At 64.7% G+C, this 20,403-nt stretch carries 16 protein-coding genes; 13 read left to right on the forward strand and 3 right to left on the reverse strand.

The annotated features are described in order from the left end of the window. Window positions 1-140 precede the first annotated feature (140 nt). The 7 genes from DPM35_RS09310 to DPM35_RS09340 all read left to right on the forward strand — a co-directional run bounded on the left by DPM35_RS09310 (window position 141) and on the right by DPM35_RS09340 (window position 9,152). Window positions 141-1,202 carry a maleylacetate reductase gene (locus tag DPM35_RS09310; RefSeq protein ID WP_112126949.1) on the forward strand — a complete coding sequence of 354 codons (1,062 nt, stop codon included), beginning with the start codon at window positions 141-143 and terminating at the stop codon, window positions 1,200-1,202. 165 nt (window positions 1,203-1,367) lie between these two features. Next, window positions 1,368-2,366 (forward strand): ABC transporter permease, encoded by a 999-nt coding sequence (locus DPM35_RS09315; protein WP_112126950.1) that lies wholly within the window; start codon window positions 1,368-1,370, stop codon window positions 2,364-2,366. Window positions 2,367-2,403: 37 nt separating this feature from the next. Beyond that, complete coding sequence (locus DPM35_RS09320; RefSeq protein ID WP_112126951.1) at window positions 2,404-3,420, forward strand: sugar ABC transporter substrate-binding protein; 1,017 nt, start codon at window positions 2,404-2,406, stop codon at window positions 3,418-3,420. 12 nt (window positions 3,421-3,432) lie between these two features. Further along, a complete protein-coding gene (locus DPM35_RS09325; RefSeq protein ID WP_112126952.1) occupies window positions 3,433-5,550 on the forward strand; it encodes an ABC transporter permease in 2,118 nt (705 codons plus the stop codon). After that, window positions 5,547-6,641 (forward strand): NHL repeat-containing protein, encoded by a 1,095-nt coding sequence (locus DPM35_RS09330; RefSeq protein ID WP_112126953.1) that lies wholly within the window; start codon window positions 5,547-5,549, stop codon window positions 6,639-6,641. The genes DPM35_RS09325 and DPM35_RS09330 overlap by 4 nt, the downstream gene beginning before the upstream one ends. Before the next feature lie 3 nt (window positions 6,642-6,644). Beyond that, a complete protein-coding gene (locus tag DPM35_RS09335; RefSeq protein WP_112126954.1) occupies window positions 6,645-8,141 on the forward strand; it encodes a sugar ABC transporter ATP-binding protein in 1,497 nt (498 codons plus the stop codon). 114 nt (window positions 8,142-8,255) lie between these two features. After that, window positions 8,256-9,152 (forward strand): LysR family transcriptional regulator, encoded by an 897-nt coding sequence (locus DPM35_RS09340; protein ID WP_112126955.1) that lies wholly within the window; start codon window positions 8,256-8,258, stop codon window positions 9,150-9,152. Between the two features lie 156 nt (window positions 9,153-9,308). Here the strand turns inward: DPM35_RS09340 and DPM35_RS09345 are convergent, their stop codons facing one another. Continuing rightward, on the reverse strand, window positions 9,309-10,805 hold the full coding sequence (locus DPM35_RS09345; RefSeq protein ID WP_112126956.1) for an aldehyde dehydrogenase family protein: 1,497 nt from the start codon (window positions 10,803-10,805) through the stop codon (window positions 9,309-9,311). Window positions 10,806-10,947: 142 nt separating this feature from the next. Here DPM35_RS09345 and DPM35_RS09350 point away from each other — a divergent pair, with 142 nt between their 5' ends. The 4 genes from DPM35_RS09350 to fghA all read left to right on the forward strand — a co-directional run bounded on the left by DPM35_RS09350 (window position 10,948) and on the right by fghA (window position 14,910). Beyond that, window positions 10,948-11,691, forward strand: a complete 744-nt coding sequence (locus DPM35_RS09350; protein WP_112126957.1) for a glucose 1-dehydrogenase — start codon at window positions 10,948-10,950, stop codon at window positions 11,689-11,691. A gap of 27 nt (window positions 11,692-11,718) precedes the next feature. After that, complete coding sequence (locus tag DPM35_RS09355; protein WP_112126958.1) at window positions 11,719-12,810, forward strand: isocitrate/isopropylmalate dehydrogenase family protein; 1,092 nt, start codon at window positions 11,719-11,721, stop codon at window positions 12,808-12,810. A gap of 4 nt (window positions 12,811-12,814) precedes the next feature. Further along, complete coding sequence (locus DPM35_RS09360; RefSeq protein WP_112126959.1) at window positions 12,815-13,963, forward strand: alpha-hydroxy acid oxidase; 1,149 nt, start codon at window positions 12,815-12,817, stop codon at window positions 13,961-13,963. A 113-nt stretch (window positions 13,964-14,076) separates the two neighbouring features. Further along, window positions 14,077-14,910 (forward strand): S-formylglutathione hydrolase, encoded by an 834-nt coding sequence (fghA, locus tag DPM35_RS09365; RefSeq protein ID WP_112126960.1) that lies wholly within the window; start codon window positions 14,077-14,079, stop codon window positions 14,908-14,910. Between the two features lie 43 nt (window positions 14,911-14,953). Here the strand turns inward: fghA and DPM35_RS09370 are convergent, their stop codons facing one another. Together DPM35_RS09370 and DPM35_RS09375 are read right to left on the reverse strand one after the other, a co-directional pair. Then, window positions 14,954-15,451, reverse strand: coding sequence for a peptide deformylase (locus DPM35_RS09370; RefSeq protein ID WP_112126961.1), 498 nt, complete (start codon window positions 15,449-15,451; stop codon window positions 14,954-14,956). 3 nt (window positions 15,452-15,454) lie between these two features. Beyond that, complete coding sequence (locus DPM35_RS09375; RefSeq protein WP_112126962.1) at window positions 15,455-16,660, reverse strand: ROK family transcriptional regulator; 1,206 nt, start codon at window positions 16,658-16,660, stop codon at window positions 15,455-15,457. A 259-nt stretch (window positions 16,661-16,919) separates the two neighbouring features. Between DPM35_RS09375 and DPM35_RS09380 the strand changes: the two genes are divergently transcribed. Both DPM35_RS09380 and DPM35_RS09385 read left to right on the forward strand, forming a co-directional pair. Continuing rightward, window positions 16,920-17,978, forward strand: a complete 1,059-nt coding sequence (locus tag DPM35_RS09380) for a glycosyltransferase family 4 protein (RefSeq protein WP_112126963.1) — start codon at window positions 16,920-16,922, stop codon at window positions 17,976-17,978. 153 nt (window positions 17,979-18,131) lie between these two features. Continuing rightward, complete coding sequence (locus DPM35_RS09385; protein WP_112126964.1) at window positions 18,132-20,294, forward strand: amylo-alpha-1,6-glucosidase; 2,163 nt, start codon at window positions 18,132-18,134, stop codon at window positions 20,292-20,294. Window positions 20,295-20,403: the final 109 nt, after the last annotated feature.

Below are 20,403 nucleotides of genomic sequence, written 5' to 3' on the forward strand. Positions count from 1 at the left end.
CGCAATTAACTGATACCGCTTCCGACGGCGAATAGATCTCGGCTGCCGAATATCGTCGGCAAGCGCACTTACGCGCGCGCCTCTTCGTCGCTAACTTTCATGCCGAGGGCATATAGTCGCGGCTGACGGGAGAGGCTCGCATGAAAAGCTTCGTCTACAACGGCCAGCCGGCACGCGTCGTCTTCGGATCGGGCACGATCGCAGGGCTTCCGGAAGAGATCGACCGGCTGGGGCTGAAACGCGTGCTCGTGCTCGCAACGCCGCCGCGAGAGGCCGATGCCCGGCGTCTCGCCGGGTCGCTCGGCGGCAGGGCAGCCGGGGTCTATGCCGGCGCGACGATGCACACGCCCGTGTCGGTGACCGAGGACGCGCTGCGGGTCGTGGCGGAGCTTCAGGCCGACGGGCTGGTTGCGGTCGGTGGCGGCTCCACGACGGGTCTCGCCAAGGCGATCGCATTGCGCACCGACCTGCCCCAGATCGTGATGCCGACGACCTATGCCGGCTCGGAAATGACGCCGATCCTCGGCGAGACGAAGGATGGCGTGAAGGTCACCCAATCGAGCCCGAAGGTGCTGCCGGAAGTGGTGATCTACGACGTCGACCTGACGATGACGCTTCCAGCTTCCCTGTCGGGAACAAGCGGCATGAACGCCATCGCCCATGCCGTCGAGGCGCTCTATGCCAGGGAAAGCAACCCGGTGATAAACCTGATGGCGACCGAAGCCATCGGCGCGTTGGTGAGCGCCCTGCCGGTCATTGCCGGGAGCCCACATGACCGTGATGCGCGCTCCGAGGCGCTTTACGGCGCCTGGCTCTGCGGCATCTGCCTCGGCTCCGTCGGCATGGCGCTGCACCACAAGCTTTGCCACACGCTGGGCGGCAGTTTCGATCTGCCGCATGCGGAGACCCATACGATCGTGCTGCCGCATGCGCTGGCCTACAACGCCCCCGCCGTTCCGGCCGTCATGCAAACCCTGCGGGCCGTGCTGAAGACGGACGATCCTGCCATGGCGCTCTACGATCTCGCCGGCCGGATCGGCGCAAAACGGGCGCTGTCCGAGATCGGCATGCCGTCCGACGGGATCGATATCGCGACGGATCGCGCGCTGGCCAATCCCTACTGGAATCCGCGGGCGCTGGAACGGGAACCGATCCGCGCCCTTATCGCGCGTGCCTATGCCGGCGAGCCGCCGCGGGCCTGAGACCTCGGAGGCAAACTGCACAGCGTATCAGAAAAACGAAATTGTCCGCCGACGCTCCAGCCGTAATTGTCCGAACCAGGCGAACGGCTGGGTTTCTTGGGAGGATTCCGGAGCAGCTGGTCGCCTGAGCAAGGCGCTGACCACCGGCCGCCTGGGAGGAGGAACATGCCTGGTTCGGGCCAATCGAACGACAGGCGCCTTGGCTTGAAGGCGTCGCAGGAAGTCGTCGTCGTCGCGATCTCGGTCGTGCTGTTCGTCGTCTTCTCGGCGACACTCAACAACTTCCTGAGCCAGGGCAACATCATCGCCATTCTCAAGAACGTGTCGATCCTCGGCACGCTTGCCGTCGGCATGGGCTTCGTCGTCGTCGGCCGCGGCATCGACCTCACCATGGTGGCGGTAATGGTCGTCGGCGTCGCCTTCAGCATCTGGATTTCCACCTGGGGCATCGATTTCACGCTTGCAGTGATCTGCGGCGCCATACTGGTCGCGGCCATCGGCCTGTTCACCGGCGTCATGGTGGCGATCGCCGAAGTGCCGCCGATCTTCGCGACTTTGGCCATCGCCTCCTCGGTCTACGGCTCGGGGCGCATCGTCTTCGCCTCGGACGTGCTCTATGCGCCGCCGGACATCGCCTGGCTGAAATTCGTCGGCAATGGCAGCGTGCTCGGCATACCGATGTCCGTCGTCATCTTCGGCGCGGTGGCGGCCCTGATGGGGCTCTTCCTGCGAAAGACGCGCTTCGGCCGACTGGTCTATGCGACCGGTGACAATCCGAACGCTGCCCGCACCACCGGCCTGCCGACGCGTCCGATCATCGTGACGCAATATGTCATCAGCGCGCTCATCGCGTTTACCGCCGGCATCATCATGACCGGTCTGGTCACAGGCATCGACACGCGCCTCTACAATTCGAGCCTGATCTACGACGTGCTTTTGGTGGTCGTGCTGGGCGGCATCGGCCTGTCGGGCGGGCAGGGCGGCGTGCGCAACGTGATCGCCGGCACCATCCTGGTCGGTATCCTTACCAACGGCATGACGATCCTCAACTTCTCCTACACCAGCCAGAACCTGATCAAGAGTGTGATCCTGCTCGGCGCCCTTGCCATCGACGCCATCATCAATCCGCGCGACGAGCAGACCTCGCAGAGCGGCGACATCTGAAAAAAGAACCCGAACCATCAAATCAGGGAGGAAACCTATGAAACTATTCAAGAAATGCCTGTTGGCGGGCATGACCGCGCTCGCGTTTCTAGGCGCCGCGCAGGTTGCGAGCGCGCAGGAAACCGACCAGGTCGGCCGGGCCGCCTATATCGACGGCGTCAAGGGCAAGAAGGTCATCTTCGTGCCGATCTCGCAGGGCATGGACCTCAACCAGGCCTGGGTGATGGTTTGGCAGCGACACGCCGCCCGCTACGGCTTCACCCTCGAGGTGCGCGATCCCAACGGTGACACCAATGCCGGCATCCGCGCCATGCAGGGCGCCATCGCCGAGAAGCCGGACCTGATCATCGTGCAGAATCCGGACGTGCAGACCTATGCGCGCCTCTTGAAGCAGGCGCAGGCCGCCGGCATCAAGGTGCTGCAGGTCAACATGCAGTCGGCGACCCAGACCGACTCCTATGTCGGCAATGACTGGATCGAGATGGGCCGCCTGGAGATGGGCGAACTGGCCAAGCACTGCACCGGACCGAACGCCGTCTCGCACAAGGTGGTGTGGCTCGCCGGCGTCCAGACGGGCGCCGCCAACATCTATATGCGCACCGGCATCGACGAGGTGCTGAAGGCCAATCCCGAGCTGCAGCTCGTCTCCGACCAGCCGGCCGACTACATCAGCGAAAAGGCCCGCCAGATCACCGAGACGGTGCTGCAGCAGCATCCCGATCTCTGCGGCATCATGGGCATCTGGGACAATGCCGAAGTCGGCGCGGGCGCGGCCGTCGCGGCCGCCGGCAAGCAGGACCAGGTCACCATCGTCACCAATGGTGCTGGCGCCGCCACGGGTTGCGAGAGCATCAAGAACGGGCTGCTCGACGTGATCTTCAACTTCAATGCCCCGATCCAGGGCGAGATCGCCGCGCAGCAGATCTCCGAGCTGCTGCAGCACCCTGATCGCAAGGCCGGCAGCGAGAAGACCATCTTCTTCGGCCCGATCACCCGCGTCGACAAGACCAATGCGACCGGCCGGAACTGCTGGAAGCCCGAAGACATCAAGTAAACGGACTTTCCGATGAGCATGGCCGAAAGCCTTGTGCGCTGGCGCTATCGTCTGCTCCCCGACCATGTGGTCGGGGAGATCCTGACCAAGAAATGGATCGACAGCGTCATTCCCTTCACCGCGCTGGTGATCCTGTGCGCGATCTTCGGCTCGATCGTGCCGGGCTTCTTCGACGTGACGACGCTGACCAATCTCAGCGGCCAGACCGCCGAGCTCGGCCTGGTCGTGCTCGGCATGACCATCGTGATGGTGTCAGGCGGCATCGATCTCTCGGTCGGCTCGACCTTCGCGCTGGCGGTGCTCGTCACGCTCTACGGCATGAATGTCGAGCAGTGGAGCTTTGGGACCGGCCTGCTGGCCTGCCTGGGTCTCGGCGTCGTCTGCGGCGCCATCAATGGCTTCCTGGTCGGCTTCCTGCGCATGCGGGCGTTCCTCACCACGCTGGTCACGCTCATCATCTACCGGTCCACCTTCGACATCATCTTCCCGCATGTCTCGACGGCGATCGTCACCAGCGGCCCGGATTCGCCGGCCTATGATTTTCTCGGCTTCGGCACGGTCTGGGGCGTTCCGACGTCCTTCGCGGTGTTCGTGGTCATCGCGATCGTGATCCACCTGGTGCTGTCGCGCGCCCGCTATGGCTGGCGGCTGTTCGCGGTCGGCGGCGCGCGCCGTTCCGCCTACAATGCCGGCATCAACGTGCGCTTCACCCTGTTCAGCGCCTATGTTCTCTGTTCGGTGCTGGTCGCGCTCTCAGGTTTCTTCTTCTCGGCCCGCATCGGCAGCGCCGCCTCCGACATCGGCACCGGGCTCGAATTGCAGGTGCTGACCGCCACCGTGCTCGGCGGCATCTCGCTCGGCGGCGGACGCGGCTCTGTCGCCAAGGCTCTGATGGGCACGCTCTTCGTGCTCGTTCTGTCGAACAGCCTGCTTGCACTCGCCGTGCCCGGCCCGGTCAATTATCTGATCCTCGGCCTCGTGCTGCTGTTGTCGGTGCTGCTCGATGTGCGCTGGGTGAAGAACCGCCACAAGATCCTGCGCGGCGTCTATATCTCTCCGACCTTCGCCAAGATGCCGCAGTCGATCTCGACCGCGCCCGGCGCGCCGATGGCGGTGAACGATCGGCTGAAAGACGTCGGCGTCATCGGCCTTGGCTTCCTCGACGGCGCCGAGGACGTGATCTTCGACCGGCAGGACCGGCTTTATACCGGCAGCCGCCAAGGCGACATATTGCGCTTCCAGCCGCCGCACTACACGCAGAGCGAGGTGTTCGCCCATATCGGCGGCTCGCCGCTCGGCATGGCCTTCGACCGCAACGACAATCTCGTCATCTGCGTCGCCGGCATGGGTCTCTACCAAGTCTCGCCGGACGGCGAGGTGAAGCTGCTCACCGCCGAGACCAACCGCTCGCTGACATCGGTGGTCGACGACTCGACCATGAAGCTCGCCGACGACTGCGACATCCTCCCAGACGGCCGCATCGTCTTTTCCGAGGCCACGGTGCGTTTCGAGATGCACGACTGGTACGCGGACGCGCTGGAGAGCCGCGGCAATGGGCGCATCATCGTCCATGATCCCAAATCCGGTTCGACGCGCACGCTGCTGTCGAACCTGGTGTTTCCGAATGGCATCTGCACGGCCTTCGACGGCCAGTCGGTGCTGTTCGCGGAAAGCTGGGCCTGCCGCATCAGCCGCTACTATTTCGACGGGCCGAAGAAGGGCAAGGTGGAGGGAGTCATCGAGGGACTGCCCGGCTATCCCGACAACATCAACCGCGCCTCCGACGGCACTTACTGGCTGGCGCTGATGGGCATGCGCACGCCGGCGCTCGACCTGTCGCTGGAAATGCCTGGCTTCCGCCGCCGCATGGCGCGGCGCGTGTCGGAAGACGCCTGGCTGATGCCTAACCTCAACACCGGCTGCGTGCTGCGCTTCGACGAGAAGGGCCAGATCCTCGAGAGCCTGTGGGACCAGGGCGGGGAGAAGCACCCGATGATCACCTCGATGCGGGAGCACAAGGGCGTCCTCTATCTTTGCGGCATCTTCAACAACCGCATGGGAACGCTGCCGCTCAAGGGCGCCGATCCCAGCTGGTTCAGCTCGGATTCCTATTGGGGCAAAAAGCCATGAGCGCCGTGAGCCGGCTTTTCGATCGCTTCCTCGGCCGTGGCGACTGGGCGGTGACCGTGCCGACGCTCGACGGACCGCTGCTGCCGAACCAGGAGCTGGAGGAGGCGGAGGCTTTCGCCGGCCTCGCCGACGCCGACAATCTGGTGCGGACCGAAAAGGGCATGCTGGCGAGCAGCGCGAACCGGCTGATGCGGTTCGACGCCGACGGCAAGGCCGAGGTCCTGCAGGAATTCCCGGGCGAGATCACCGCGCTCGCCCATGCCCGCGGCATGACCGCGCTGGCCATCGACGGCAAGGGCGTGGTCATCCGAGGGGGCCTGCATGACGGGCGGGAGGCGACGGGCGACGAGGCCCGCAGGCTGTCCTGCGTCACCGCTCTCACCTTCCTGGACAGCAACACTCTGCTGGTGGCCAACGGCTCGGCCTCCCTGCCGGCGAGCGCCTGGCGCCGCGACCTGATGCAGAAGAACGCTTCGGGCTCGCTCTGGCGCCTCGACCTGAAAAGCGGCCGGCTGGAACTGATCCGCGACAGCCTCTCCTGGCCGGCCGGCATCGCCACTACGGGTTCGAACCGCGTCTATGTCACCGAAGCCTGGCGCCATCGCGTTCTGGCGATCGACCTCGCCAGCAAGGCGACATTGCCGGTGCTGGAACATCTGCCGGCCTATCCGGCGCGCATCGCACCCGCGTTCAACGCCGGCTACTGGCTGACCTTCTATTCCGTGCGCAACCAGCTGGTGGAGTTCATCCTGCGCGAGGAGACCTATCGCAAGCGCATGCTGGCGGAGGTGCCGGAGGCTTATTGGATGGCGCCGTCACTCGGCTCTTGGCGCGACTATCGCGAGCCGATGCAGGGCAGCCAGCTCAAGCAGATGAATGTGCTCAAACCTTACGCGGTCACCCGGTCCTACGGGCTGGTTGTCCACTGCGACCAGAACATGAAGCCGCTGTCGAGCTTCCATTCGCGCGCCGACGGCACGGTGCACGGCACGATCAGCGCCTGCGAGGTCGACGACGACCTGCTCGTCGCCTCGCGCGGCGGGTCGCGGATCGTGCGCGTGGCGAAGGCCGCCAGCGGCAAGCGGGGTTAAGCGATGTCGGAAAACATCATCGAACTGAAGGACGCGACCAAGGCGTTCTCGCGCATCCCGGCCTTCAAGAACGTCAATTTCGACCTGCGCAGGGGCGAGATCCACGCGCTGCTGGGCGAAAACGGCGCCGGCAAATCGACGCTGACCAAGGTCATGGCCGGCGTGTTCAAGCTGACCGAGGGCGAGCTGTTCTTCGACGGCAAGGAGATGTCTTTCGCAACGCCTGCCGAGGCGCTGCGCGCCGGCATCGCCATGGTGTTCCAGGAGACCAATCTGGTGCCGGCCATGACGGTTGCGCAGAACCTCTATCTTGGCGAAGAGAAGATGTTCAACCGGCTGCGCGGCCTCTACATCCAGGCGCGCCAGTTCCTCGCCGGCATGGGGTTCCAGGTCGATCCGACCGCGCAGGTGAGCACGCTCGGCGCCGCGCACAAGCAGATGGTGGAGATCGCGCGCGCCGTCCATCACAAGGCCCGCGTCATCATCTTCGACGAGCCGACCGCGACGTTGACGCCGGAAGAGAAGCGCCATTTCTTCAACCTCTTGCAGCGGCTGGTGAAGGAAGGCATCGCCATCATCTTCATCACCCATGCGCTCGAAGAGGCGCTCGCCGTCGCCGACCGCATCACCGTGATGCGGGACGGCGAGATCGTGGCTTCGGGCGAGGCCAAGGGCTTCACCCGCGCCTCGATCGTGCAGGCCATGGTCGGCCGCACGCTCACCGAAACGCTGCATGGCGAGGTCAAACGCACCGCGCGCCCCTATGGCGACAAGGTGCTTTCGGTCGAGAACCTCTCCTGCGCCGGCCTGGTGCGCAATTCGTCCTTCTCTGTCTTTTCGGGGCAGGTCACCGGCATGTTCGGCCTGGTCGGCGCCGGCCGCACCGAGATGGCCAAGGTCGTTGCCGGCCTGTTGAAGCGCAACATCTTCCATGGCGGCGAAGTCCGCCTGCTCGGCAGGTCGGTGCGCTATCGCGTGCCCCGGCCGGCGGTGCGCGACGGCATCGTCTATGTGACGGAGGATCGCAAGTTCGACGGCTTCTTCGAGACGATGACGGCCGGCGAGAACCTGCAGATCGGCGAACTGACGGATAAGTCCAACCCGGTGTCGATCGTGTCCCTGGCCCGCGCCAGGGAACTCGCCAAGCAATGGGGCGAGCGGCTGAGGCTGAAGTCGATCAGCGACCGCGCCCGGATGATCGAGCTTTCCGGCGGCAACCAGCAAAAGGTCGTGATCGCCAAGTCGCTCATCCAAAAGCCCAAGCTGGTGATCTTCGACGAGCCGACGCGCGGCGTCGATGTCGGCGCGATCGTCGAGATCCACCAGCTCATCAGCGACCTTGCCGATCAGGGCATGGCCGTAGTCGTCATCTCGTCCTATCTGCCGGAGATCCTTGCGGTTTCCGATCGCATCCTGGTCGTGAAACGCGGCCGCGTGGTCGAGGAGATGATGCTGTCTGACGCAACCGAGGAACGCGTCATGTTCGCCGCAGTCCACTGAACAGGAACAGATTTGCTGGCTGAACCCGACCGGCGCCTGGAACGGCCCTATTGCCTTGCAAACACTTCCGCGTCTGAATAGGTCAGGAGGTTCAGATCACCTGCCCGAGCGGACATGTCCAGCATCAACCTCAAACTTCTGCAGACGTTCCTGCTGGCCGCCGAAAACGGCAGCTTCCGGCGCGCGGCCGAAGAGAGCAACCGTTCGCCGTCCGCCGTCTCCATGCAGATACGCGACCTCGAGGAGCAGATAGGCATCTCGCTCTTCATCCGCACCGCGCAGCGCGCCAGCCTGACGCCGGAAGGCCAGGTGCTGTTCGAGGAGATCGCCAATGCGATGTCGCAGGTGCAGACCAGCCTCGACCGGCTGACCGAGATCGCCGCGCGGCGCAAGGGCAAGGTGCAGATCGCCTGCGCGCCGACGTTGGCGGCGAGCCGGCTGGGCGACATATTGGCGACGTTCAAATTGCGCTATCCGCGCTCGATCGTCGAGGTCATCGAGACCCCGCCGCAGGCAGCGCTTGCGCTGTTGCAGCAGCAGGAGGTCGAGTTCTACATCGGGCCCGAACTGCCGAACCTCAACGACTTCCAGTTCGAGTCGATCCTCGACGATCCGCTGATGGCCTGTATCCCGGTGGAGACCTATGGCGGCGAGAAGAAGCTCAATCTGTCCGACCTCAAGCGCTTCCCGCTGATCCTGCTCAACCGCAAGACGGCGGTGCGCGGCCTGCTCGACCGGCTGACGACGGCGGAAGGGATCGAGCTCAAGCCGCAATACGAGGTCGAAAGCGCGCAGACGGCGGTCGCGCTTGTGTCGTCGGGGCTGGGCGTCTGCGTCGTGCCCGGCATCGCCATCTCGCGCAATGACGAGCGCATGCGGGTAGTGCCGATCGACCATCGCGACGCCCACCGCGCCGTCGGCATCATCACCGCGCGCGGCTACGTGCACCACTCGTTTTCCGAACAGTTGATGAACCTTATCCGCACCAATCTGCGCGAGCTGGCTCACTGACTTAGACGTTTCAACGTTTCACGGAAACGGCGAACCGCTCTAACTCTTTGTTTTTGAAGCAATTCCGGACGGAAAACCGCTCACACTTTTCCTGGAATTGCTCTAACCGGTGCCGGGCTACGTCGAGCTTCAGGTCAGGCCGGCCTCACCTGAATATCAATCTGTCTGGATCCAGACCGCCTTGGTCTCCAGATATTCGTGCAGGTGCTCGACGCCGCCTTCGCGGCCATAGCCGGACATCTTCATGCCGCCGAACGGCACGGCCGGATCGATGGCGTGGTACATGTTGACCCAGACCGAGCCGGCCTTGACGCGGCGCGCCAGCTTGTGCGCGGTGCCGAGATTGGTGGTGAAGATGCCTGCCGCCAGGCCATAGGGCGTCGCGTTGGCGCGCGCGACGGCCTCGTCCAGCGTGTCGAAGGGCATTGCCGAGATCACCGGCCCGAAGATTTCTTCGCGCGCGATCGTCATCTTGTCCGAGACCGCGCCGAAGACGGTCGGCGCGATGAAGTTGCCGCCGTCATAAAGCGCGCCCGTCAGCCTCGAGCCGCCGGCAACAAGCTTGGCGCCTTCGTCGCTGCCGGCCTTGATGTAGCCTTCCACCTTGCCGGCCTGCCTGGCGTTGATCAGCGGCCCGATCTCGGTCTCAGCCTCAATGCCGTGGCCGATGCGCAGCTTGCCGGCGAAGTCGGCGACCTGGCGCACGAATTCGTCATGGATCTCGCGCGCCACGAACAGACGCGAGCCGGCAATGCAGATCTGGCCGGAGTGCACGAACACCGCCATCGCCGCGACCGGCACGGCTTTGTCGATGTCGGCATCGCGGCAGACGATGATCGGCGACTTGCCGCCGAGCTCCAGCGAGACGCGCTTGAGGTTGGTCACACCAGCCCGGGCGATCGCCTGGCCGGTCAACGTCGAGCCGGTGAAGACGATCTTGTTCACGTCCGGGTGTTCGGCCAGCCGCGCGCCGGCCTCGGCGCCGGTCCCGGTGACGATGTTGACGACGCCGTCGGGCACGCCGGCTTCCTGCATCAGCTTCGCGATCAGGAGCGGCGTCAGCGACGCATCCTCAGACGGCTTCAGCACGATGGTGCAGCCGGTGGCGAGAGCCGGCGCGATCTTCCAGATCGAGGCGGCGGTCGGCGCATTCCAGGGAATGATCGCGCCGACGACGCCGATGGGCTCGCGCCGGGTGAAGGTGACGATCTCGCCGGGGATCGAATTGTCGATCGCCTCGCCATGCAGCGCTGTCGCCATGCCGCCATAGAAACGCAGCATGCCGATGACCCGGCGCCGATTGGCGAGCGTGCGCGTGATCGGCAGCCCCATGTCGAGCGTGTCGGAAACGCTGAGCTCTTCCCAATGTTTTTCGAAGAGGTCGGCGATCCTGAGCAGCACGCATTGCCGCTCGTAGGGCGAAAACTTGGACCAAGGCCCCTCGAACGCGGCCCGCGCAGCGGCCACCGCCGCGTCGATATCCGCGACTCCGCCGCGCGGCACAGTCGCCAGCACCTCGCCGGTCGCCGGGTTCAGCGCCTGCATGACCTCGCCGGACTGCGCCGCGACCCACTTGCCGCCGATGAACATCGGCCGGAATTCGCCATGGTAGAGTGTCGTGGCCTTCGCCCTCGGGTCGAAGTTCAGCGTCATCGTCTCCTCCTCACGAATTCCGACGCGACTATTACTCCCGCCTCGGGCGACCTCAAACAAGGAAAGCTAAAAGGGCGTTCAGATAATTGGACTGTGCAACGCGCGCGTCTTCCCCGATGGTGCCGGCAACGGAGGAACAGATATGAGACTTGCTGGCAAGATCGCCATCATCACCGGTGGCGGGTCGGGATTTGGCGAAGGCATCGTCAGGAGATTCGTCGAGGAAGGCGCATCGGTCGTGCTGATGGACCGTGACGAAGCCGCGGCTTCGCGTGTTGCTGGCGAGGCCGGCGACAAGGTGCGGCCGATCACGGGCGACGTCTCGACGCTGGAGAGCTTTGTCGCGGCCGCCGACCTAGCGCGCTCGGCCTTCGGCGGGCTCGACATACTGGTCAACAATGCCGGCGTCGCGCAGCCGCCGTTGCCGCTCGAGACGATGGACGAAGGCCTGTTCGACCGCATCGCCAACGTCAATATGCGCTCGATCTACAATGGCGCCCGGGCCGTGGTGCCGCATTTCAAATCGATCAAATCCGGCGCCATCCTCAATGTCGCTTCCACGGGCGGTGTCTCGCCGCGCCCGAACCTCACCTGGTACAACGCCTCGAAGGGCTGGGCGATCGCCGCCACCCGCGCCATGGCCGTGGAACTCGCGCCTTTCGGCATCCGCGTCAACGCGATCAACCCGGTCGCCGGCGACACGCCGCTTCTGTCCACCTTCATCGGCTCCGGCGAGGAAAACCGTGCCCGCGTCGTCGCCACCATTCCGATCGGCCGGCTGTCGACGCCGCAGGACATGGGCAACGCCGCGGCGTTCCTGTGCTCCGACGAAGCCAGCATGATCACCGGCGTCGACCTCAATGTCGACGGCGGCAAATGCATCTGAATATTTGCGGTTCCTGAGGGATTGGCGATGAAGGATGTCTACCAGATCGCGGTCGTGCACGGCGACGGCATCGGCCCCGAAGTGTGCGCTGCTGCCGTTGAGGTGGTGAAGGCAGCACTCGGGCCGGGCTGCCCCTTGCGCTTCACCGAATATCCGGCCGGCGCCGAGCATTTTCTGAAGACGGGGCAGAGCTTTCCCCAGCCGACCTTCGAAGCCTGCCGCGCGGCGGATGCGATCCTGCACGGCGCCGGCGGCCTGCCGGGCGTGGTCTATCCGGACGGCACGGAGGCCGGGCTCGACTTCACGCTGAGGCTCCGTTTCGAGCTCGACCTCTACGCCAACATCCGCCCGATCAGGCTCTTCGAAGGGGTGACGAGCCCGCTCGCCGGGGTGAAGGCCGGCGACATCGACTATGTCATCCTGCGCGAGAACAGCGAAGGGCTTTACGCCGCGCGCGGGGCAGGGGCGCTGCTGCGCGGCGAGGTGGCGGTCGACACGCTCGTGCAGACGCGCGCCGGCATCGAGCGGATCGTGCGCAAGGCCTTCGAGCTGGCGCGCCAGTCGAGCGGCGCGCCGCGCGACGGCGTGCGGCGGGTGACCTGCTGCGACAAGGCCAATGTGCTGCGCAGCTATGCGTTTTTCCGCTCCGTCTTCGACGAGGTGGCGAAAGACTATCCCGACATCGCGACGGAACATGCGCTGATCGACGCCATGGCCATGCACCTCGTGCTGAAGCCCGGCCATTTCAACGTCATCGTCAGCGAGAACATGTTCGGCGACATTTTGTCGGACCTGGCGGCGGCGACGGTCGGCGGAATGGGCATGGCGCCGTCGGCGGAGGTCGGCGACGCGAATGGCTTCTTCCAGGCGGCGCACGGATCGGCGCCGGATATTGCCGGCAAGGGGATCGCCAATCCCTACGGGACGATCCTGTCGGCGGCGGCCATGCTCGACTGGCTCGGCCGCGGACATGGCGACGAAAGGCTGCCGCGGGCCGCCGAACAGATCCGTCGCGTGACGGAGGCTTGCCTAGCGAATGGGCTGCTCAGCGCAGATCTGAAGGGAAAATCATCGACCGCCGAGATCACCGGGAACGTCTGCGACCGGCTCGCGGCCTGAGGCGATGGGGCGGCTCGATCGCTGCGTTTCGGTGGAGGATTTTCGCCAGCAGGCGCGCAGCCGGCTGCCGAAATCGGTCTTCGAATTCGTGGATGGCGGGGCGGGCCAGGAACTGACCTTGCGCGACAACCGTGCCGGCTTCGAACGCATCCGGCTGCTGCCGCGTGTTCTGACCGACGTATCCCGGCCGGACCTGACCACGACGCTATGGTCCAAGACCCATCCGACGCCGCTGGTGATTAGCCCGATGGGTTCCTGCGCGCTAGTGCGGCCTGGCGCCGACATCGCGATCGCCAAAGCGGCGGCGGCGCGCGGCATTCCCTACACGCTGTCGACCATGGCGACGACCGGCATCGAGTGGATGGCAAGGGCGGTCGAGGGCCCGCTCTGGTTCCAGCTCTATGTGCTGAAGGATTTCGATTTCAATCGCCGGCTGGTGCGGCAGGCGGAAGAGTTTGGCTATTCGGCGCTCGTCGTCACCGTCGACCTGCAGACGGGCGGCAAGCGGGAGAAGGATCTCAGGAACGGAATTTCGATTCCGCTCAGGCCTTCGCTGCGACACATGATCGAAGGGATCGCGCATCCGGGATGGTCGTTTCGCCTGCTTCGCGGCGGCTTGCCGCAATTCGAGAATGTCCGTGGCTATCTCGGCGACACCAGCGCCGGGCTCACGATCGCGGCGCGCGTCGGCCGCAACCTCCATGCGGGTTTCGACTGGGACGACTTCCGGACGATCCGCCACTGGTGGAAAGGACCGCTGATCGTCAAGGGCGTCCTGCATCTGGACGATGCCGCGAGATTGATCGAGGAGGGCGCGGACGGGATCTGGGTGTCCAACCATGGCGGCCGCCAGCTCGACGGCGCGGTCGCGAGCATCGACGCCATCGGGCCCGTGCATGCAGCCGTTGGCGATGGGGTTCCGGTCCTGATCGATTCCGGCATCCGCACGGGCATGGACGTCATCAAGGCAAAAGCGCGTGGCGCGATAGCCTCCGCCGTCGGCCGCGCCGCCCTGTTCGGCGCGGTGATGGGACAGGCCGGTGTCGAGCAGGTGCTGGATATTTTGCTCGACGAGATCGCGACGGGTCTGAAGCTTTCCGGGGTGCCGAGTTTCCAAGAGATTGGCCCGGACTTGATCGCTCCGTCGGGTTGACCGGCACCGGCACGACTCCGTTGGCCATCCGTCCAGCTTTGCGAAACGCGAGGTTGCGCGAGCCCTAGCCGGCGGCTATGCCGGTCCGGGATTTTCCAGACAAGAGGCAGCCGATGAAGGTCGTTTCCACCTCCAGATCGCATGGCGGCATCCAGGGCGTCTATTCACACGTTTCGGAGGTCTGCGCCTGCGACATGACCTTCGCGGTGTTCGTGCCACCGCAGGCCAAGGACCGGCCGCTGCCGGTCGTCTGGTATCTGTCGGGCCTGACCTGCACGCACGCCAACGTCATGGACAAAGGCGAGTACCGGCGCCTGGCATCCGAGCTTGGGCTCGTCGTCGTATGTCCCGACACCAGTCCGCGTGGACCGGACGTTCCGGACGAGAAGGACAATTGGCAATTCGGCTGCGGCGCCGGCTTCTACCTCGATGCGACGCAAGAGCCTTATACGAAGAACTACCGGATGTATTCCTACATCGCCGAGGAATTGCCGGCGCTCGTTGCCGCCAATTTTCCCGTCGACATGTCGCGCCAGGCCATCTTCGGCCATTCGATGGGCGGGCATGGCGCGCTGACGATCGCGCTGCAGAATCCTGAGCGGTTCAAAAGCTGCTCGGCTTTCGCGCCGATCGTGCAACCCTCCACGGCCGGCTGGTCGCGCCCGGCGTTCGAAAAATATCTCGGACCGGACGAGAAGAGCTGGCGCACCTATGACGCGACGCTGCTGATCGAGGACGGCAGGCGGTTTGCGGAATTCCTGGTCGACCAGGGCACGGCGGACGGTTTCCTGGAGGAGGGCCTTCGGCCATGGCTGCTGGAAGAAGCCTGCAAGAAGGCAAGGATCGACCTCACCCTCAACATGCGGGAAGGCTACGACCACTCCTACAATTTCATTTCGACCTTCATGGACGATCATCTGAGATGGCATGCGCGCCGCCTTGGGTGAAGTCGTCCATAGGAGACTGCGCGACGGCCACAATGATGCGGCATCATGACCGCGTCAGCTTGCCGTAGCGTTTGATCAGGCGCTCGCGCTTCAGGCGCGATAGCCTGTGTATCCAGAAGAGGCCGTCCAGCTGATCGATCTCGTGTTGGTGGCAAACCGCCAGCAGGCCTTCGGCATCTTCGAACTGCTCTTTGCCTTCGAGATCCTGGTAGCGAACCCGTACGCGGGCGTGCCGCTCAACCTCTTCGGTGACACCGGGCATCGAAACGCTGCCTTCCGTATGGCGGATCGTTTCGGTCGAGGCCTCGACAATCGCCGGATTCACATAGATCGCCGGCCTTGCGGCAGGAGGCACCTGGATCACGACTAGGCGTTTCAAGATGCCGATATGCGGGGCGGTTATGCCGATCCCGGGCGCCGCGTGCATGGTGTCGATGAGGTCGCCGGCCAGGTTGCGCAGATCGCTGTCGAAAAGCTCCACGCGATCCGCGACAGAGTGGAGGAGCGGATCGGGAAATTTAATGACCGGCCGGATTGCCATGTGTCAGGCTACCGGCTTCTGAAGGACGTCGAATTGCGGGTTGGTTTCGGAGAAGATCGGCAAGGCCGCGGCGCCGAGCACGGAGGTATCCTTGCCCGCGGCGCCGACCAGGACTCGCGGCGTGGTACGGGCGCTGGTCGAGCTCACCGAGAGATGGAGCGGTTCCAGCCGGCCGGCCAGTGCCTCGATCACCGGCAGCGGCATGAAGCCGCCGAGCACGACGGTTTCGGGATCGAGCGCCATTTCCAGGATGTCGATCGCCTGCCGCAATGGCTCGACCGCCTCGGCGAGCCAGGCCTCGAAACGGCTGTCGCCGTCCGCCAGGAGCTCTTCCAGCAGGGCGGGGGAGGCGTGGTCGGGATCCGGCAGGTCAAGCTTGTCATAGGCCGCACGCAGCGAGACATAGCGCTCCAGGCAGCCGCGCTTACCGCAGCCGCAGGCCAGGCCGCCAGGCCTGACGATGATGTGGCCGATCTCGCCGGCGTTGTGGCGGCTGCCCTTGTAGAGATGGCCGTCGAGGAAAAGCCCGGCGCCAAGGCCCGTGCCGATGAAGAGATAGACGAAGCTGCCAAGGTTGCGGGCGACGCCATAGAGCCGCTCGCCTATTGCCGCCGCGGTGGCGTCGTTCTCGACGGTGACGGCGATACCGGTCAGCCGTTCCAGTTCGTCGGCCACCGGAAAGCCCTGCCAGCCGGGCAGGGCAGTCGGGCCGACCGACGTCATGCCTTCGACGCCGAACGGCCCGGGCATCGCCATGCCGATGCCGAGCAGCTTTTTCCGGTCCAGCCGGCAGTTTGCAATCAGGTCGTCGCAGATCGCGGCGAGCAGCGGCATCGCCTCGGCGGGCGTGGGACGGTCGACATTTCTCTCGATGCGAGCGCGCATCGTGCCTGAGAGATCGCTGACGACGCCGACGGCAAGCTGGTGATCGAGCTGGAGACCGATAGAATAGCCGCCATCGGGGTTGATGGAATAGGGGACGGCAGGCTGGCCGCGCGCGCCCTTGAGCGTTGCCTCAGGCCGCAGCAGTCCGGCTTCTTCCAGTTCCTCGACGATGTTGGAGATGGTCTGCGAGGACAGCGCCGTCAGCCTCGCGATGGCGGCGCGCGAAAGCGCGCCGTTGGTGCGGATCGCTTCGATCACCACACGCCGGTTGTGGGATTTCGCCTGCTCGAGGTTGGTGCCGGAGATGGCTTTCTTGAGGGTCATGCGGTCATTGCCAGTCCCGAAACTCTAGAATGTCACTTCAGAAACTCAAGTTGATTTAATTATACGGGCTTGGCGCTCGGCAGTCCGAAGCTTGGGCCAGCCGAGGGGTCGACATTTCTGGAAATACGGGTCGCCCGGCGCGATCACCTGGGCGAAGTGTGGCGCGACAAAATCGGTGGCCAACGGCACCTCCACCAATTGGGCAGGAACGATCTGGCGGCTGACGCATTCTGCTTCCCGTCAGCAGCCGAGGGACCCGATGCGCATTGCCCATGTCGCGCCGCTCTATGAATCGGTGCCGCCGAAACTCTATGGCGGGACCGAGCGGATCGTCTTCTACATCACCGAAGCGCTGGTCGGGCTCGGCCACGATGTGACGCTGTTCGCGAGTGGCGACAGCAAGACCTCGGTGCGGCTGGTATCCGCGCGTGACCAGGCCATACGCCTCGACCCGCGGCCAAAGAAATCGGAGATCGCCGCGCATCTAGCCATGCTCGCCGATGTGCGCGCGCGCGCCCAAGAGTTCGACGTCATCCATTTCCATCTCAGCCACTTCCTGCATTTTCCTTTCTTCGAAGAGATCGCAGGGCGGACGGTGACGACGCCGCATGGCCGGCTCGACTACGTGGATCTGGCGCCGGCCTATAAGCGCTTTCCGCGTTTCCCGATGATCTCGATTTCGCACAGCCAGAAGCGCGGTTTGCCGGACGCGAATTGGCTCGCCACGATCCATCACGGATTGCCGCTCGATGCCTATCAACCGACTTATGAGCCGCGGGCGGAAGAACCATACCTCGCCTTCCTCGGGCGCCTGTCGCGCGACAAGCGGCCGGACCGCGCCATCGAGATCGCGCGACGGTCCGGGTTGAAGCTGAAGCTGGCAGCCAAGATCGGTGACGACGACCGCGCATATTTCCGCGACAACATCGAGACGCTCATCGACGGCGACCGCATCGACTATGTCGGCGAGATCACCGAGGACGAGAAGGCCGAATTCCTCGGCAATGCGGCAGGCCTGCTGTTCCCAATCGACTGGCCGGAGCCGTTTGGCCTCGTCGCGATCGAGGCCATGGCCTGCGGCACGCCGGTGATCGCCTGGGACCAGGGCGCCTTGCCGGAAATCGTCGACGACGGCATCACCGGCTTCGTCGTGGACAGTGTGGACGCTGCAGTCGAGTCGATGCCCGCGCTTCTCGAGCTGGACCGGCGGCAGGTGAGGGCGGTGTTCGAGAAAAGGTTCTCGGCGGCAAGAATGGCTGGCGACTATGTTGCTGCCTATATGCGTCTGACCGGCATGCCGGAGGCCAAAGCCTCCTGACCTTGATGCCTGGAGCCGGATGATTTCAGGTCCGTTCGACGTGAAATCTGAATCCGGCTCCAAATCAAAGAGATAGAGCATAATGTCGCCCGAAAACCGCTTCACACTTTTCGGCATCATGCTCTAGGGCGGGGCAAAACGAAGAGGTGACGAATGACGGAGCTCGACGAGCGCAAGCTCGATCCTGCCGTAGCCCTTTCTTCACTCGACGAGACCGCGCCGCGCGAACCGCACCGGCTTTTTGCCCTCAAGCAGGGGGATTGCTTCGCGGTCGCCGACGCCTATGGCGACATCAGAGGGGCGGGCGACGGCTTCTTTCGCGACGACACGCGCGTGCTCTCCGAATTCCGGCTGACCATCGGCGGCAGGCAGATGTCGCTGCTCGGCGCTTCGCTCAGCCAGGACAATGTGCTGTTCACGTCCAACCTGACCAACCTGCCGATCCAGAGCGCCGCTGGTCGCGACATCCCGCAGGGCGCGATCCATATCGAACGCGTGAGGCTGATCTGGCAGGACAGGCTGTTCGAGCGGATCACGCTGTCCAACTACAGCCGCGAGCATTCGACGATCACCGCCTCGCTGCATTTCGCCGCCGATTTTCGCGACATGTTCGAGGTGCGCGGCTCGACGCGGGTGAAGCGCGGCACGATACATGTCGCCAAGACCGACAAGACCTCGGTGCTGCTCGGCTATGATGGCCTCGACGGCCTGCCGCGGCTTTCCGCAATCTCCTTTTCGCAGGCGCCAGATCAGCTGAGCGACAATCGCGCCGATTTCCTCATCGCGGTGACCAAGCGCAGCCAGAAAGTGCTCTATGTCGAAGTCGGTCCCGAGGTCGCCGATGCGCCCGACCGCGACCGCTTCCGCGCGGCTGCGGCGCGGGCGCGCTTCGGCATGCGCGCCAAGCGCAGGCATGGCGCCACGGTGCACAGCTCGGGCCGCGTCTTCAACGACTGGGTCGAGCGCGCTCGCGCCGACGTTGCACTGCTCACCACCGAGCTTTCGACGGGACCTTATCCCTATGCCGGCATTCCGTGGTTCTCGACGGCGTTCGGCCGCGACGGGGTGATCTCCAGCCTGCAGATGCTTTGGCTCAATCCGGGCCTGGCGCGCGGCGTGCTGGCATTTCTGGCCGAGCACCAGGCGACGGAAACGTCGCCCTTTTCGGATTCCCAGCCGGGCAAGATCATGCATGAGACGCGCAAGGGCGAAATGGCAGCGCTGCGCGAGCTTCCGTTCGGGCGCTACTATGGCGGCGTCGACACCACGCCGCTCTATATTCATCTCGCTTCCGCCTATGCCGACCGCACCGGCGACATGGCCTTCATCGACAAGCTTTGGCCTTCGCTCAAGGCCGCCGCCGAATGGACGGAGGAGGCGAGCCGCGCCACCGGCTTCGTCACCTACCAGCGCGCCGCCGAGTCTGGTCTGGCCAACCAGGGCTGGAAGGACAGTTTCGATTCGGTGTTCCACGCCGACGGCCGCATTCCAAAAGGGCCGATCGCGCTGGTCGAGGTGCAGGGCTATGTCTTTGCCGCCTTTCGGGGCCTGGCGGCGCTGGCGCGCCGCCGCGGCGAATTCGCCGACGCCGAGCACTGGGATAACCGCGCCGAGGAAATGCGGGTCGCGGTGGAACGGGATTTTTGGCAGGACGACATGAATTTCTACGCTCTGGCCATCGATGGCGAGGGCCAGCCGTGCAAGGTGCGAACGACAAACGCCGGACACCTGCTTTTCGTCGGGCTGCCACAGCCCGAGCGGGCGAAGCTCGTCGCCGACCAACTGCTCTCCGCCTCATTCCATTCAGGCTGGGGACTGCGCACGCTCGCCGACGACGCGGTGTTCTTCAACCCGATGTCCTACCACAACGGCTCGATCTGGCCGCACGATACGGCGCTCTGCGGGGTCGGCCTGGCGCGCTACGGCGAACGCGACAGCGTGGTGCGGCTGATGAGCGGCACATTCGAGTCGGCCGTGCATTTCAACATGCGGCTGCCGGAACTGTTCTGCGGCTTCACCCGCGCGCCCGGCGAGGCGCCGATCGCTTATCCCGTCGCCTGCCTGCCGCAGGCCTGGTCGGCAGGTTCCACCTTCATGCTGATGCAGGCGTGCCTGGGCCTGGAGATTGATGGCTGGGAGGGCGAATTGCATGTCACTCGACCAAGGCTTCCGATCGGTATCGACATGCTGACGCTTCGGCATCTCAGCGTCGGGGACAAGGCGGTCGATCTAACCTTCCAGCGCGTCGGCGACCGCGTCGTCGCTTTCCTGTCCGACCGCCACGAGGGGCAGGTACCGCTTATCGTTCGCACGTAAACAAAGCGCTGCAAGCCCACGTCCAACAATCGAAAAGTGTCGGAACTGATCGCTGGTTCGTGCGTTGCAGACCTAAGCCGGTCTGCCCGTCCGCGGCCGGCACGAACGA

The organism is Mesorhizobium atlanticum, assembly GCF_003289965.1.
GTDB classification, from domain to species: Bacteria; Pseudomonadota; Alphaproteobacteria; order Rhizobiales; family Rhizobiaceae; genus Mesorhizobium; species Mesorhizobium atlanticum.

What these genes read in the sequence shown, in the direction of transcription:
- DPM35_RS09310 (WP_112126949.1), top strand. Translation starts at nt 141, where the DNA reads ATGAAAAGCTTCGTCTACAACGGCCAGCCGGCACGCGTCGTCTTCGGA.
- DPM35_RS09315 (WP_112126950.1), top strand. Translation starts at nt 1,368, where the DNA reads ATGCCTGGTTCGGGCCAATCGAACGACAGGCGCCTTGGCTTGAAGGCG.
- DPM35_RS09320 (WP_112126951.1), top strand. Translation starts at nt 2,404, where the DNA reads ATGAAACTATTCAAGAAATGCCTGTTGGCGGGCATGACCGCGCTCGCG.
- DPM35_RS09325 (WP_112126952.1), top strand. Translation starts at nt 3,433, where the DNA reads ATGAGCATGGCCGAAAGCCTTGTGCGCTGGCGCTATCGTCTGCTCCCC.
- DPM35_RS09330 (WP_112126953.1), top strand. Translation starts at nt 5,547, where the DNA reads ATGAGCGCCGTGAGCCGGCTTTTCGATCGCTTCCTCGGCCGTGGCGAC.
- DPM35_RS09335 (WP_112126954.1), top strand. Translation starts at nt 6,645, where the DNA reads ATGTCGGAAAACATCATCGAACTGAAGGACGCGACCAAGGCGTTCTCG.
- DPM35_RS09340 (WP_112126955.1), top strand. Translation starts at nt 8,256, where the DNA reads ATGTCCAGCATCAACCTCAAACTTCTGCAGACGTTCCTGCTGGCCGCC.
- DPM35_RS09345 (WP_112126956.1), bottom strand. Translation starts at nt 10,805, where the DNA reads ATGACGCTGAACTTCGACCCGAGGGCGAAGGCCACGACACTCTACCAT.
- DPM35_RS09350 (WP_112126957.1), top strand. Translation starts at nt 10,948, where the DNA reads ATGAGACTTGCTGGCAAGATCGCCATCATCACCGGTGGCGGGTCGGGA.
- DPM35_RS09355 (WP_112126958.1), top strand. Translation starts at nt 11,719, where the DNA reads ATGAAGGATGTCTACCAGATCGCGGTCGTGCACGGCGACGGCATCGGC.
- DPM35_RS09360 (WP_112126959.1), top strand. Translation starts at nt 12,815, where the DNA reads ATGGGGCGGCTCGATCGCTGCGTTTCGGTGGAGGATTTTCGCCAGCAG.
- fghA (WP_112126960.1), top strand. Translation starts at nt 14,077, where the DNA reads ATGAAGGTCGTTTCCACCTCCAGATCGCATGGCGGCATCCAGGGCGTC.
- DPM35_RS09370 (WP_112126961.1), bottom strand. Translation starts at nt 15,451, where the DNA reads ATGGCAATCCGGCCGGTCATTAAATTTCCCGATCCGCTCCTCCACTCT.
- DPM35_RS09375 (WP_112126962.1), bottom strand. Translation starts at nt 16,660, where the DNA reads ATGACCCTCAAGAAAGCCATCTCCGGCACCAACCTCGAGCAGGCGAAA.
- DPM35_RS09380 (WP_112126963.1), top strand. Translation starts at nt 16,920, where the DNA reads ATGCGCATTGCCCATGTCGCGCCGCTCTATGAATCGGTGCCGCCGAAA.
- DPM35_RS09385 (WP_112126964.1), top strand. Translation starts at nt 18,132, where the DNA reads ATGACGGAGCTCGACGAGCGCAAGCTCGATCCTGCCGTAGCCCTTTCT.